The sequence below is a fragment of the Legionella maioricensis genome (assembly GCF_023618015.1).
In the GTDB taxonomy this organism is placed as follows: Bacteria; Pseudomonadota; Gammaproteobacteria; order Legionellales; family Legionellaceae; genus Legionella; species Legionella maioricensis.
The window spans coordinates 53,958-69,422 of the sequence record NZ_JAJKBJ010000020.1 but is presented as its reverse complement, the minus strand read 5'-3'; the positions used below and the strand labels follow the sequence as shown (position 1 = coordinate 69,422).

Genomic DNA, 15,465 nt, shown 5'->3' with positions numbered 1-15,465 from the left:
GGGCACTGCCATTGACTTAAGCGGCTTTCCGTCATCCCGAGGAGCTTGCGACGAGGAATCTCCTGAAATAGGCATGAGCCACATTTGGGAGGTCCTTCGCGTCGCTCAGGATGACTTGCCTCAATCAATAGCACCGTTAACTGATCACTTTATTCAGGATGAATATGATTCAAACCAATTGGTATGTAATTACAGGGGGCCCCTCTTCAGGGAAAACGACTTTAATAAACCAATTAGCAGCAGCAGGTTATTCCATTGCCCCGGAGGTTGCCAGAGAATATATTGAGAAATTATTAGCAAATAATCATACTTTAGCTGATATACGCCGAGACACTCATCAATTACAGCGCGCAATTCTTGCCTTCGCCCTTAAACGAGAAAGACATCTGAAGTCAGACCAATTAATTTTTTTCGATAGAGGAACAGCAGACAGCCTGGGTTATTTTCATTATTATAATTTAGACTCCGCTCGAGTGACCCAAGTTTTTCATCAGACAAGGTATAAAAAAATTTTTTACTGTCATCAATTGCCTATAGAATACGATGCCGTTCGCGTTGAAGATAATTTAAGTGCAAAAAAGATAGGAGAGCTGATCTATGACGCTTATATTAAGCTTGACTATCAACTGATAGAGCTACCAGCAATTCCGGTGGAGCAACGAATGGAAATCCTCTTATCTCACATCCAGTCTGATTTAAAACAAGAATCTTAGCAGTGACTGAGATTTAATCCATTTTCCCCCAAGTCTTAACATGATGCAGCCCGTAGTATGCTTCGCTAATACGGGCTACATTTGACTTTATAAAAACTCAGGTACGACTTCTTCGGAGCCGACAGCAGCAGTGACCGATTGCTGTGTTGGGTGGAGATTATTTGTTACTGAGGTGGATTGAGCGGGAATGCCTGCCCATTCGGTATTAGAAGGAAGACGCTCGCCTTTCATTAGTAATGAAAGACTTCCTAGCGTTGCGTTCTCCTCCATCAACGTATTATAAAGAACGATAGATGCCACCCCTACATTGCATCCTGAACTAATCGTTACATTGGAGACTTTAAATATTCGGTCTTCATAAAGATGGGTTTGTAATGTGGCGTCAGAATTAAGACATACATCGTCACCGATACTGATTAAATCAAATTCGGAAAATAGGGAAGTATCTGAAAAAACTCGTTTTCCAACCTTAGTACCCAATAATCGATGAAGCCATAGGGCAAAAGGGGTTCCTGCAGTAATTCCAACTAAATAGACCACCATAAAACAAGCATATGAAAATTCAACAATATCATTTTTCCAAATAAAAACATCCCATATAGGTTTTGTTAATGGCTTTAACCGACCTAACATCAGCCATTTCAGAGCCACCAGCACCCCGACCAGCCCACAAATAATAAAAAGCTCAGCCACCGGTAAAACAAGAGCCGTGATTAACCATGAAAACTTACTTAACATGAAGTCCATCACATAAAATAAATTAAACAAAAGTATTAATGAAAATGCAGTCGGTATCAGAATCCTTACAAATTCTATTGCTAATCTAGCGCAGTAGAGTTTCTTGGATGGATTGAAAGTTTCTTGCTCTGAATACCCAACAAATAATTCGCGTTTTGGTAAAAAAACAGCAGGAGACCCCAGCCAGGCCGTATTTGCATCGGCGGCTTTGTTACCCTCTGGAGTAATAGAAAGAGAACCTAATAATCCTCCATCACCAATCGATTTGCCTCCTGGCAAGAAACTCGTATTACCCAGAAATGCTTTTTTACCTATAGATACAGGGGCAAAAGTAATTGAATTATGATGTACAGCGGGCCACGCTATGGCAACATCGCTGGCAATAAAACCGCCTTCATCAACGGTCACCAACTCAGGAATAAACTGAGTGGTTTCGCCAATTTCTACTTTCTTGCCAAATTTTGCCCCAAGTAAACGCCAAAACATGGGCAAATACAGAGAGTCAGCCATTACCGATATGGCCTCGGTATCCAACATTTTAGTGATAATCCAGAACCGGAGATAATAAAAACTCCTTATTGGATACTGCCCTGGTTTGACCCGATCCATAATTAACTTTTTGCAGACAAAAACACCCAGATAATGAAGAAGCAAACAAAGAATAGCGGCAACGGGAGCTGCAAAAAATATGGTTATTAAATAACTAGTATTATCATAGAAATAATTAATCAGAGAGATCCCTGGTAAATAACATAAACTCACCATCACCATCAAAAATACCATGCCCAGATAATGCAAGATGCCAAAGGTGGTATTTTCCAGCAGGGAAGACTCTTCTATTTTTATTTTTTGTCGGGTTACGTGATCAGCAGGAAGATTACAATTTACAGCTGGAGATCCGGCAAAATAGGAGCCTTGGGGAATGAGATTATTATCAGGCAACATGGACATATCTTCTAATATGGCATTATTTTCAATCTGGGTGTTTAGGCCAATTACCGTGCGCGATCCAATGTATGAGTTATCCCCTAAATTTATAGAACCAATTTTCAGCCAACCATCCTCAACTTTATAGCCATGCAGTTTTGCCTCAGTACCAACGGAGCAATTGTCACCTACAGTCAACAAATCATGGGTAAAAACCATCATCGTTCCTATATGGGAATTTTTTCCAATTTTTGCCCCCAAGAGACGATAATATAAGGCAATCAGTGGGGTGCCGGCTAAATATTTATTTAAAAATAACCCGCGTAACAATTGATGGACTAACCACCAGCGAAAATAAAACCATCCCCACAGAGGATATTGCCCCGGTTTTACTCGCCCTAATAGTATCCATTTAAGGCCAATGGGAATAAACATGGCAATAATAGGAAGAAACAAAAACATAGCCAGAAAGCTTAGCTGTGACTCTCTTGAAATGAATGAAGATTCAGACGCATTCAACGTATAAAGTAAAAAAACCGCAATTAATTGCCATGTGCCTAATGCATACTGCAACAAAACCCCAAACAATTGCGCAATCCCACATAAGGTATATTTCCACTGTGGTGCTCTATATTTTTCTTTGACCGAATCTTCTTTTTCTTGCTGAGCATCCGCATTTGAATTGCTAAATTTTTCGGCAATCTGGGCAATCGCTGGATTTTTATATAAATCCAAAATGGATATATTTTTTAATTTGGGAATTTGACGTAAATTGGAAATAACTTTAGCAGCAAGTAAAGAGTGTCCGCCTAAATCATAGAAAAAATCAGCATCAGTGGAAATAGGGCCAAAACCCAATACTTTTTCCCAAACGAGAGTAATTTCCTGTTCTAATTCGGTGACAGGTGCTTGATATGCCTTTTGAGGTTTAACTTGGGTGGGTTTAGGCAATTCCTTTCTATTGACTTTGCCGCTGGATAAAAGCGGAAACGACGTTAAAATTTCCACAATCGCGGGAATCATGTAATCAGGTAAATTGGCTCTTAGATAAGCTCTAAACTCATCCAGATTGAATGTATCGTTTTGCTCTAAAAGTAAATAGGCAACGAGTATGGGCTGATCTAGGGATTGCAAAGAAACTACTGCCTGAGTAATTCCTGAATACTCCATTATTATTGCTTCTATTTCGTTTAATTCAATACGAAATCCGCGTAACTTAATTTGATCGTCTACGCGACCAGCGAAATGTAGATCACCATTAGCATCTTTTAGAGCCAAATCGCCAGTTCTATATAAACGCTGAGAGTTATTCGCCGGATTCCATACAAATTTTTCGGAAGTGCTTTCGGGTCTGTTGACATAACCACGAGCCAGCGCGGGGCCAGCAATGCATAGCTCCCCCTCTTCTCCATTTTTTACTTCCTGTAATTGTTCATCCATTATGAATACTTCATAACCCGCTAAAGGTTTTCCTATGGTGATTTCTTTACCCGGCTCACACTCTGAGTAGGTAGCAATCACCGTTGCTTCAGTAGGTCCGTAGGTATTCATAATTCTAAGGCCAGATCTACTCCAACGTTTGACCAGACTGGACGGGCAGGTCTCGCCCCCTAAAATCAACAATCGCAAATCAGGCAAGGGGCCTTCTAAAGTAGACAGTAAAGTAGGCACGGTTGAATAAACAGTGACTTGATGATGTTTTAAAAATGAAATGAGCCCGAGACCTGAACGTACTTCTTTTGCAGTGCATGCAATAAGTGCAGCTCCATTGGCAAAAGCCATCCATAATTCTTCTAAAGAGGCGTCGAAGGCCAAAGAAAACCCTTGATAGACCCTGTCTTGTTCACTCATTTCATAAAGAGTACTCGCCACTGTCACGTAATGACATATACTTCTATGGGTTATCTCCACACCTTTGGGCTTACCTGTTGAACCCGAAGTGTAAATAATGTAACACAAATTATCATGGTCTTGTTCACTTTGGGATGTACTTACCCGGCTGGTAGACTGAGTTGAAATCGTTTCACTAATTTCATCTAAAACAAAAACGGTTGGCCATGTCAGGTTTTTTTGTTTTAATTGATAAGATGAGGTCAAAACTGCGCTAAAAGCTAAATCAGCAAGGATATAATTGATGCGTTCATCAGGGTAGTCTGTTTCTATAGGCACGTAAGCAGCACCTATTTTTAATACTGCCAAAATAGCAACGTAACATTCGATGGAGCGCTCCAAAAGAATACCAACGATACTCCCTTTGGTTATATTTTGCTGATGTAAATAATGCGCTAATTGATTAGAACGATTTTCTAACTCTTGATAAGAAACAAAAGCATTATCACACACTAATGCTATATTGCTTGGATAATTTTTGACTGATTCTTCAAAAAAATGATGAAGTTGCATAGAATTTTTACCGGTTAAAGCATCCATATTAGTTTACTCCTACACCTATCCACTGCCCTTCCATAATAAATTGATTTAATGCACATTTTTTAAAGAAATAGACTAAAGCGCATAATTAATTATAGCGTACTCAGCGATACTAGTAAGAGATTTATACAAGAAGAAGAAAGGCGAACGTCATTGCATCCAATAAATTTTCATTGAATGTAATGAAGCTCTACCTTTCAAACAACGGTATGGTTGACATATTAATACTTGGCGTCGTTCTATTCAACTTTTTTGCCAAGTTCTGGCAATTATTTTACTTTTTGGTGGTACATTGTTATTGCCGCGGCAATAACGGCGGCTTTATGTTGTGGTAACGACTTATTGGAGTATTTCAACCATTCTGGATGAGCATCAACCAACCCCGTAGTGAAAAAACCCTGCTGGAATTCTTCTGATTGAATCATTTCCAAATAATAAGGAATGGTGGTCTTAACCCCGAACATACGCATTTCATCCAAGGCACGACGTGCTCGGCGTAATACAGAAGGCCAATCCAGAGCCCAAACGGTTAATTTCGCACATAAAGAATCATAATCAGGGGGAATATTATAACCAGTATAAATTGCACTATCGGTGCGGACTCCAGGTCCTCCAGGGGCATAATAGCGTGTAATCCGGCCAAAACTGGGTAAAAAATCATTTTGTGGATCTTCAGCATTAATACGAAATTCAATGGCATAGCCATTACGCGTAATTTGCTCCTGAGTCATGGCAAGACGTTCACCAGCTGCGATTCGTATTTGCTGTTGTACAATATCAATCCCAGTGATTTGCTCTGTTACCGGGTGCTCAACTTGTAATCTCGTATTCATCTCCATAAAATACGGACGATTTTGTTCATCCAATATAAACTCAACTGTGCCAGCATTAGTATATCCTACTTCCTTGGCGACCTTTACGGCATAAGCATAAAGCTGCTCGCGAATGCCATTATCCAGACATGGGGATGGGGCAATTTCAACTAATTTTTGATGGCGTCGTTGAACGGAGCAATCACGCTCAAAAAGATGGAGTATGCTGCCGAAATGATCGCCTAGAATTTGAACCTCTATGTGGCGTGGGTTAGTAATAAACCGCTCCATATAGACATGAGCATCCCCAAAAGACTTCTGAGCCTCCGATTGGACACGATCAAATTGTTGCCTGACTTGGCCTGCATCGTGACACAATCTTATCCCTCGCCCACCGCCACCAAAAGTGGCTTTGAGCATCACCGGATAGCCCAGGGTTTCAGCACAAGCCACAGCATCTTCTGCCGTATCCAAATTACCGTCACTTCCGGGAATGGTAGGAATTCCTGCTTTACGCGCAGCTTCTCGTGCTGCAATTTTCGACCCCATAGTCGTGATCACTGAGGATGATGGGCCAATAAATACAATACCGGCTCTTTCACAGGCTACAGCAAATTCGGCATTTTCAGATAGAAATCCATAGCCAGGATGAATGGCCTCACATCCGGTTGCCCGAGCGCACTCTATTATTCGTTGCCCATTAAGATATGCCTCAAGCGGTTTTTTACTCAAACAATGAGAGTGTGATGCTCTTTTCACATGAAGGGAAAATTGATCCGCCTCACTATGAATAGCAACAGGAGCAATACCCATTTCCTTGCAAGCGCGAACGATACGCAAGGCGATTTCACCACGATTGGCAACGAGAATTTTTTTAAACATTGAATCCCTTAAAAAATCTCTTGTAAAAAATGGGTCATCGCTAACCAAGAGCGTTGCGCTGCAATCTTATTATAAAATATTCCTAAATCAGCATCATGAGCCAGTGGATTAGTAAATCCGTGCTGCACGTTTCCATACATATGCACTTGCCAATCCACCTCGGCCTCCGTCATTTCCTGACAAAATACATTAACCAGATCAGGTTTAACCATAGGATCATCATAACCATGCAAAACCAGAACTTTAGCCTTAATTTTTTTAGGCTGAAGGTGCTCCGGTTTACCTAACAATCCATGAAAACTGACGGCTCCTTTAATGTCTGCTCCTGAACGAGCCAAATCCAGTGCGCACAGCCCACCAAAACAAAAACCAATCACTGCAACCCGATTTTTATCTACCTCAGGCCTGGTAATCAGGGCATCAAAAGCGGCATTAATTCTAATTTGTAACTTCTCGCGATCATGAACCAAAGGCTCTATAAGCGCCTGTTTTTCATCAATAGTGGTTCCAACACGCCCTTCACCAAACATATCTAAAGCAAAACCCACATATCCCATCTCTGCAAGCAACTGTGCTTTTTCACAGGCAAACTCATTTCGCCCGCTCCAATCATGGGCCACGATAACAGCAGGACGAGGTTTATTAATCGTATCCTCATAAGCTAAAAAGCCGTGTAATTCCTGTTTGCCATCGTGGTAAATATAATTTGATGTATGCATAAAAAATCCCTGTTATTAACTATTAAAACTAGTCTAGGTTAATCATTTCAAATGTCCAGTAATTTAACCTGAATCTCATCATCGAATCCACTTAAAAGTAACCTCCCACTAAGCCCTGAAGAACCATCTTCTCCAGCGTGACAGATCTCCAAATGCAGACGCAACTCGCTGAATTTTACCGACGTGGCACTACTTTTCCCTGAAAAGGGTTATCAAAGAAAACATAAAATCGGAACATTAAAATCATCGCTATAATTTAGTCTTTAAATTTGGCTTAAAATAAAAATTTTGGTCTAAACTAAAAGTAAACTGTAAGGAATATCATCATGAGGGCTGATTCAATCACTTATCTGCGAGATCTATTACACGCTCAATTGTGCTATCAGTTTTTTATTACTCCGATTCATCTGCCAATAGAAAAAAAATACCGTGACTTTGCCAAAATGGCTTGTGAGTTTATGGAGGCCAAACGCAGCGAGGTCATTCATCATGATACCCCGCGCCATCATGTGTTACATCGCTTTATTCCACCACATCATACTAATGCTAAAAAGGTTCTTATTACTCACGGATGGATATCACGGGCTGCTTATATGGTTAAGTTGATCAAGTCCCTTCATCAACAAGGTTATGATGTTTATGCTCTGGATTTCCCAGCACATGGAGAATCGAAAGGCCTACAACTTCCCTGGCCAGATGCCGTTACTATTTTAAAAGAAATCATCAATCAGCATGGCCCATTCTATGGCGTTATAGGACACTCCTTCGGCGGTTCGATGTTATTAAATACTCTGAATTTAGCAGGTCAACTTCCTGAATGGCAATTAAACAATAAACCTGAGCGTGCGGTATTAATCGCTTCGCCCACCCACATGCGCAGTCCAGTTAATAGCATAGCCAGACGTTTTAAATTGAGTGGGCATGGTTATTTACAACTACGTCAGTTGATTCGTCAACAAGCAGAAATAGACCTGAATCTGATTCGTTTACGCCACTTTATTAGCCAGACACCGGATACACCTTTTTTATGTATTCATGGAGAACAAGACAGCACTATTGATCCTAAAGAATCAATTGTTTTTTGCAAGGAATATAAAAACGCCAACCTATCCTTATTACCAGAAGCGGATCATGTTAGCGTTTTAATGGATAATCGAGTAGAAAAACTGGTCTGTGAGTTTTTAGAAAATTAACCTTCCATGTACTGGCGTATTTTTTTCATAGCGTTCTTTTCAAGTTGTCTTACTCGTTCAGCAGACACGCCATACTTTTCTGCCAGATCATGAAGAGTTAATTTCTCTTCGGCTAACCAACGCTGCTGTAAAATATCCTGGCTGCGCTCATCGAGCTGTTCCATAGCAAACATTAGTTTTTCACGCCCTTGATCACCAGTATCCTCTTTCTCCAGAACCAAGGCAGGATCATCATTAGTGTTAAACAAATAGCGTTCCGGAGCTTTAAACGCATCCTCATGGTCATCAATATCAGGAGCATCATAAGGTGAATCCAGGGCATTTAAACGCTGTTCCATAACCAAGACGTCTTCACGGCTTACACCCAAATCTTTAGCGACAGCGTCTACTTCCTCATTACTAAACCAACCCAAACGATTTTTCATTTGGCGCAAATTAAAAAATAATTTACGTTGGGCTTTAGTGGTAGCAATTTTCACAATTCGCCAATTACGCAAAACAAATTCATGAATTTCTGCTTTAATCCAATGAACAGCAAAAGAGACAAGACGAACGCCCATTTTAGGGTCAAAGCGTTTTACTGCTTTCATCAAGCCCACATTACCTTCCTGAATTAAATCATTTAAAGGTAAACCATAGCCTAAATAACCTCTGGCCACACGAACAACATAACGTAAATGAGCAAGAACCAAGCGTCTGGCCGCCTCAATATCACCTTCAGAATGAAAACGCTCGGCGCAAGCAATCTCTTCTTCCTGGGTGAGCATAGGAATTTGATTTACCCGATGGATATAGGAATCAAGACTACCAACGGGCAGATTCATTGCAGCAAGTTGCAACTGTTGACTCATACTTCCTTCCTCCAGTTATCAACAAAAAAAGAATAAATTAATACCAGATTTGTAGACTATTCACTAAAAATCAATGCGAAATACCAAGGACTGTTACCCTATTTAGGTTTTCGACGGCCCACGACTTGTTCGCGGGATTCAGTTAGGACTCTTGATGAACAAAATATCGGTTCTTTGCACTAGATTTTTGGATGCTGCGAACAACTCGCGGCACATAGGCCCTCTAAATTGTAAACAGCCCCTAGACTCCAAGTACCAATCAAAAAATACAAAAGTCCATAACATTAATGCCATTTTTGCAATAATGTACCCTAAACTTAATTATACATCAATTATAGGGTTCTATGGAGGCCAATTGTCGTTTTACCGACAATCTTGCTCCAAGCCATCCGAGTATAATAGCAAACAGTACAAGTAGCAATATTTGCCTTATTGACAATCCTGTTAGCGGATAGTGCATTTGATAGGCAACCGCCAATTGATTAACAGCAACACCCAAGCTTAAAATAAAAATGTTAACTAGAAAAACGGCAAGTACTGCTCCAGCCATTCCATACCAAACGCCTGAATATAAAAATGGCCTTAATATAAAAGGATCCGTGGCGCCAATTAACTTCAAGATTTGAATCTCTTCTTGACGATTATGAATGGCTAAACGTAAGGTATTACCAATAATTAAGACAACGGCCAAAGCCAATAAAGACATTAACGCTTTGGCCACATTCGCCGCAAAACCTAAAATAACATGTAATCGGTTAATCCATGCCATATCAAGCTTCGCTTGCGCCACCTGAGGCAAAACCTCCAAGTGTCTTGATAACAAATCCATTTTTGCCGGTGAATCAGTCACCAACGAAGGCACCACCTGAATAACAGAAGGCAATGGATTTTCTGGAAGATAACGCATAATGTCTTGCATTCCTTCTTGCTGGGTCAATTCAGCTAATCCGTCTGCCGCAGACTTTAAAGAAGCTTGTCCAACTCCTTCCATACCACGTATCTTCTGTAGCAAAGCCGTTTGTTCCGCCTCAGTCAAACCGGTTTTTAAATAAAGTGAAATTTGCCCCCCTTGCTGCCAACCTGTGGTTAACTGACCTAGATTATCGGTAAATACCCAAAAAAGGGCAGGCAGGGCTAGAGTAATGGCAATAACAATAACCGTCATCATGGTTGCCAATGGCTTACGGCATAATAAATTGAGACTGTGAGTTGCTGCTTGCAGGTGATAAGCAAGAAGTGATTTAGACCTTTTTAACACAATCGCCCCCCTTTTAGCATCACGATGCGATGTTTCATTCGCGCGATTAAAGCTAAATCATGGGTTGCGATTAATATACTGACGCCAACCTGATTAAACTGCTCGAAAATAGACATTATTTCGGAGGAAAGTTTAGGATCTAAATTTCCTGTTGGCTCATCGGCCAGTAATAACGCCGGTTTGTGGACAACAGCACGGGCAATACCCAATCGTTGTTGCTCCCCTCCTGATAAATGGATGGGCAACATTTTTTCTTTGCTCAATAAGCCGACCATATCCAATGCGGCATGCACTCTTTTGGCAATCATGGGATAAGCCATTCCTTGAATTTGCAACGGTAAGGCAACATTATCAAAAACAGTTCTGTCACTAAGAAAACGGGGGGATTGAAACGTAATTCCTAATTGACTTCGATGGGTTGCAACATCACGTTTTTTCAAGTGATTCAGCTTCAACCCATTCACCGATAATTGGCCTGATGTAGGCCATTCTAATAAAGCAATCAATTTAAGGAGAGTACTTTTTCCGGCACCAGAATGACCAGTAAGAAAAGCCATTTCGCCTTTTTGCAAAGAAAAATTAACCTGACTTAATGCTTCAAAGCCACCTGGATAACGCTTACTAACCTGGTCAAATGTGATCATCATTAAATATTGCACCGACAAATTGCGCTGCATCAAAGGGCCGTAAATCTTCTATGCCCTCACCAACCCCTAGATAACGAAATGGTATCCCCAAATCATTAGCTATGGCAAATAATATCCCGCCTTTGGCAGTTCCATCAAGTTTAGTCATCGTAATACCAGTCAAACCTATGGCTTCATGGAATTGGCGTGCTTGAACCAACGCATTTTGTCCTATGCTGGCATCCAAAACCAGCATGGTTTCGTGAGGGGCCGCGGGCTCAAGTTTCTGCAATACCCGTTTCACTTTTTTTAGCTCTTCCATCAAATTGCTCTGGGTATGTAAACGTCCTGCGGTATCTGCGATTAACACGTCCATTTTTCGTGCCTTGGCTGCCTGCAAAGCATCAAAGATTACAGAAGCGCTATCAGCACCGGTATGTTGGGCGATCACCGTAATGTCATTTCGCTCCCCCCATACATGCAACTGTTCTACTGCTGCTGCTCGGAACGTATCCCCGGCAGCCAACATCACTTTTTTACCTTGTTTTTGAAATTGCTTGGCTAATTTGCCAATAGTTGTCGTTTTACCCGCCCCATTAACTCCAACCATCAAAATAACAAAAGGGGATTCATCCGCTGTTTCCAAGGTCAAAAGCGGTGAGTTTTGGCCTAACAGATTCTGCAAATGAATTTTTAAGGCCTCATATACTGAATCACCGTTAGATAATTCTTTGCGCTCCAAACCGTCTGCTAATTGCTTCAATACCGTCTGGGTAGTATCAATCCCAATATCAGCACTGATTAATAGAGTTTCCAACTCCTCCATCAACTCAGGGCTAATTTCTTTTTTACCAAGCAATAAACGACCAATGCCATCACCTAATTGATGGCGCGTTTTACTTAAACCCCGCTTCAGGCGTGCAAAAATACCTTCTTTAGTGACCTCTGGCACAAGTTGAGCCGGCTCATCGGTTTCAGGTATCGTTTCAATGCCATTTTCAGCAGCGTTTTCTTGATTCTCTTTAGCCTCTGGGGCTTGATTTCGTTTAAACCATTTAATCATTTAGTGTACAAATCCTAAGAAATGTGAAATTCTATCACCTTTTTAGCCATGAGGTTAAGTTGTGCACAAAATACTCATTACCTTATTGATGGTACTATCTTGCCAGACCTTCGGCCAAGTTCAAGAGTTTATCTTGAATAATGGGTTAAAAGTATTGGTTAAAGAAGATCATCGTGCCCCCATTGCTGTATCAATGATTTGGTACAATATTGGCTCGGCAGATGAACCCGGAGGCATAACCGGTGTTTCACACGCGCTGGAACACATGATGTTCAAAGGCACCCCCAAATTTCCCTTAGGTGTATTTTCCAAAACAATCGCTGCACAAGGCGGCCAGGAAAATGCATTTACTAACAATGATTACACAGCTTACTTTGAAAAAATAGATGCGTCACGACTAGCAACCAGTTTTGAACTGGAAGCAGATCGCATGAATAATTTACTACTTGATGCAAACGAATTCGCTAAAGAAATTAAAGTCATTCAAGAAGAACGCCGCTTGCGTACCGATAATAATCCCCAAGCACTTGCCTTTGAACGTTTTTTATCCACTGCTCATTTAACAGCTCCTTACAGCCACCCGGTAATTGGCTGGATGAGTGACCTGAAACAAATGAACACGGAAGAACTTAAAAAATGGTATCAACGTTATTATGCCCCCAACAATGCTACCTTGGTGGTAGTAGGAGATGTAGCGCCAGAAAAAGTACATGCCTTGGCAGAGCACTACTTTGGCGCCATTCATAAGGGAGCAATTGTTGAGCGCAAACCACAAAAAGAACCTCCTGCTTTAGGTAAAAAAACAGTAACCATCCATGCCCCAGCAAAATTACCCCTGCTCATGATAGGATATACTGTACCTGGCGTGAAGACGGCGAAAAACGCCTGGGAGCCTTATGCGCTGGAAATTATCACGGGAATTCTCGACGGTGGTGAAGGTGCTCGTTTTGCAAAAAATCTAATCCGAGGGAAGCGTATTGCTACCGGTGCCGATGCCTATTACAACTTATACTCAAGATATCAGACGCAATTTATTTTGTATGGTGCGCCCAATCAAAATCACCAGATTAAAGATTTTCGTAAAGCACTTCTTGCCGAGATCAATGACTTAAAAAGTCATCCGGTAAGTGAACAGGAATTGCAACGAATTAAAAACCAAATCATAGCACAGAAAACCTTCGAAAAAGATTCAATTTTTGGCCAGGCAATGGAGTTGGGCCTATTAGAGACCGTAGGTATTGGCTGGAAAAATACAAAAAATTACGCTGATGCAATCAACAGTGTGACTCCAGCACAAATTCAGCAAGCGGCACAACGCTACTTTCAAGAAAACAACATGACTGAAGCGGAATTAATCCCCTTGAGAAACAATGAGGTGAAACCATGAAAAGATTCAGCACATTGATTACTGCTGTCATTTTAAGCATCTCTCACCAAGCATTAGGGAACACCTTCAAAACAGAAAAATGGCTGACCAATAATGGCGTTCAGGTAGTTTTTTATCAAGCTATGGAAGTACCCATGCTGGATATCAGCATCGCTTTTGCCGGCGGTTCTGCTCATGACGGAAATCAATACGGTTTAAGCGCTTTAACCACTCATATGATAAACCAGGGCAATTCGGGTAAAAATGCCACCGCCATAGCTGAGGCCCTGGCGGATACTGGGTCTCAATTTGATGCCGAAACCAGTCGAGATATGGTGACTCTAAGTTTGAGAACGCTTACCCGCAAAGAGGCGCTACCCCAATCCATCACGACATTTAATCAAATTATTAACCACCCAGACTTTCCTGATGAAGCCTTTGAACAAGAAAAGAAACAACTGCTCATGGCTATTGAGCAAGCAGACGAGTCTCCTGATGAAATAGCAAACATTGCTTTTTTTCAAGCTTTATACAAACAACACCCTTACGCTCATCCCGTCAATGGAACAAAAGCGACTATGAGTGCCATCAATAAAAAACAGGTTATTGAGTTTTATAAACGCTATTATGTTGCGAGCAACGCGGTATTAGTCATGGTAGGCGCAATTGATAGTCCAAAGGCACATCAATTAGCCGAACAATTAACTCAAGACATGCCCAAAGGCACGCCTGCAACAATGGTAGTCAAAGCAGCGCAGTTAACCAAAGCAGAAGATATTCATATTCCATTCCCGTCCTCTCAAACCATAGTGCGTTTGGGGCAAATTGGTATTGATCATCAAAATCCCAATTATTTTCCATTAATGGTCGGTAACTATATTTTAGGCGGCGGGGCTTTAACTTCCAGATTAGCTATAGAAGTAAGAGAGAAGCGTGGTTTAACTTATGGAGTATCCAGCCAATTTACTCCTATGCCCGGTAACGGTCCATTTATTATCAGTTTATCAACCAAAAACAACCAAGCGACTAATGCCCTTAAAATTACCCAAGATACATTGAGATCATTCATTGATAATGGTCCCAATGCTCAAGAGTTAGAAGCGGCTAAACAATACCTTACCGGTAGTTTTCCGCTATCTCTTGCGAGTAATCGGGCGATTGCCAGTTTGATATTACGTATGGCTTTTTATCATTTACCTGATAATTATTTAGACAATTATGTTGCCAAAATTAATGCGGTTACTATCGATGAAATAAAGCAAGCATTTAAGCAACAAGTGAATCCTGATAAATTACTGCTGGTTACGGTTGGTCGATCTTGAAACAAATCATTCGCATCATAGGCGGTTTATATCGAGGTAAAAAACTGCACTTTCCTGAAGTAGAGGGTTTAAGACCAACCCCAGATAGAGTGCGTGAGACCCTTTTTAATTGGTTAATGAACGACATTAAAGACGCCCGCTGCCTGGATGCTTTTGCCGGCAGTGGTGCGTTGGGTTTCGAAGCATTTTCAAGAGGTGCTGCAAAAGTTACTTTTATAGAACAGTCACCTCAAGCCCATGCCAATTTAAAAAAAATAATAACTCAATTTAACAGTCCTAACTTAAATCTGATTAAAGCGGATACCAGACTTTATCTTCAGCAAGGTACTGAGCAATTTGATATTATTTTTTTAGATCCGCCCTTTGCTCAAAATTATATTCCCCAGTGTCTGGATGCCATCGTGCAAAATAAACGGGTACCCTCTGGAGGATTGGTCTATTTAGAATCGCCTACAGCAATTGAAATAGAAACCAAGCAATGGCAGCAAATTAAATTAAAACAAGCAGGACAAGTAATATACGGATTATTTGAAAAAATTTAATCAAGATTGCCTCAGAAAAACCG

The 15,465-nt window shown here is 40.9% G+C and carries 12 protein-coding genes; 5 read left to right on the top strand and 7 right to left on the bottom strand.

The window, feature by feature from the left end; all coding sequences use genetic code 11:
• Positions 1-164 precede the first annotated feature (164 nt).
• Positions 165-713 carry an AAA family ATPase gene (locus LOX96_RS14055; RefSeq protein WP_250423152.1) on the top strand — a complete coding sequence of 183 codons (549 nt, stop codon included), beginning with the start codon at positions 165-167 and terminating at the stop codon, positions 711-713.
• A gap of 87 nt (positions 714-800) precedes the next feature.
• On the opposite strand, the gene LOX96_RS14050 is transcribed toward LOX96_RS14055, so the two are convergent.
• From LOX96_RS14050 to LOX96_RS14040, 3 genes are all read right to left on the bottom strand, one after another.
• Positions 801-4,808 carry a Pls/PosA family non-ribosomal peptide synthetase gene (locus LOX96_RS14050; RefSeq protein WP_250423151.1) on the bottom strand — a complete coding sequence of 1,336 codons (4,008 nt, stop codon included), beginning with the start codon at positions 4,806-4,808 and terminating at the stop codon, positions 801-803.
• Between the two features lie 269 nt (positions 4,809-5,077).
• On the bottom strand, positions 5,078-6,502 hold the full coding sequence (locus LOX96_RS14045; RefSeq protein WP_250423150.1) for an acetyl-CoA carboxylase biotin carboxylase subunit: 1,425 nt from the start codon (positions 6,500-6,502) through the stop codon (positions 5,078-5,080).
• Positions 6,503-6,510: 8 nt separating this feature from the next.
• Positions 6,511-7,221, bottom strand: coding sequence for a dienelactone hydrolase family protein (locus LOX96_RS14040; protein WP_250423149.1), 711 nt, complete (start codon positions 7,219-7,221; stop codon positions 6,511-6,513).
• Positions 7,222-7,547: 326 nt separating this feature from the next.
• Here LOX96_RS14040 and LOX96_RS14035 point away from each other — a divergent pair, with 326 nt between their 5' ends.
• Positions 7,548-8,414 (top strand): alpha/beta hydrolase, encoded by an 867-nt coding sequence (locus LOX96_RS14035; protein ID WP_250423148.1) that lies wholly within the window; start codon positions 7,548-7,550, stop codon positions 8,412-8,414.
• Here the strand turns inward: LOX96_RS14035 and rpoH are convergent.
• From rpoH to ftsY, 4 genes are all read right to left on the bottom strand, one after another.
• The gene (rpoH, locus tag LOX96_RS14030; protein ID WP_250423147.1) at positions 8,411-9,265 is read right to left on the bottom strand and encodes an RNA polymerase sigma factor RpoH; all 855 of its coding nucleotides are present in this window, start codon (positions 9,263-9,265) and stop codon (positions 8,411-8,413) included. The two genes, LOX96_RS14035 and rpoH, sit on opposite strands and share 4 nt — an antisense overlap.
• A 328-nt stretch (positions 9,266-9,593) precedes the next feature.
• On the bottom strand, positions 9,594-10,523 hold the full coding sequence (gene ftsX, locus LOX96_RS14025) for a permease-like cell division protein FtsX (protein WP_250423146.1): 930 nt from the start codon (positions 10,521-10,523) through the stop codon (positions 9,594-9,596).
• Complete coding sequence (gene ftsE / locus LOX96_RS14020) at positions 10,517-11,167, bottom strand: cell division ATP-binding protein FtsE (protein WP_250423159.1); 651 nt, start codon at positions 11,165-11,167, stop codon at positions 10,517-10,519. Before ftsE ends, ftsX begins: the two co-directional genes overlap by 7 nt.
• Positions 11,154-12,212: a signal recognition particle-docking protein FtsY gene (gene ftsY / locus LOX96_RS14015; RefSeq protein ID WP_250423144.1), complete on the bottom strand. Its 1,059-nt coding sequence runs from the start codon at positions 12,210-12,212 to the stop codon at positions 11,154-11,156. Before ftsY ends, ftsE begins: the two co-directional genes overlap by 14 nt.
• A 61-nt stretch (positions 12,213-12,273) precedes the next feature.
• On the opposite strand from ftsY, the gene LOX96_RS14010 reads away from it, so the two are divergent.
• The 3 genes from LOX96_RS14010 to rsmD are packed head-to-tail and all read left to right on the top strand — an operon-like array spanning position 12,274 to position 15,442.
• Entirely contained in the window at positions 12,274-13,599 is a 1,326-nt protein-coding gene (locus LOX96_RS14010) for a M16 family metallopeptidase (protein WP_250423141.1), read from the top strand.
• A complete protein-coding gene (locus LOX96_RS14005; RefSeq protein WP_250423138.1) occupies positions 13,596-14,900 on the top strand; it encodes a M16 family metallopeptidase in 1,305 nt (434 codons plus the stop codon). The genes LOX96_RS14010 and LOX96_RS14005 overlap by 4 nt, the downstream gene beginning before the upstream one ends.
• Positions 14,897-15,442 carry a 16S rRNA (guanine(966)-N(2))-methyltransferase RsmD gene (rsmD, locus tag LOX96_RS14000; RefSeq protein ID WP_250423136.1) on the top strand — a complete coding sequence of 182 codons (546 nt, stop codon included), beginning with the start codon at positions 14,897-14,899 and terminating at the stop codon, positions 15,440-15,442. The genes LOX96_RS14005 and rsmD overlap by 4 nt, the downstream gene beginning before the upstream one ends.
• The last annotated feature ends 23 nt before the right edge of the window (positions 15,443-15,465 follow it).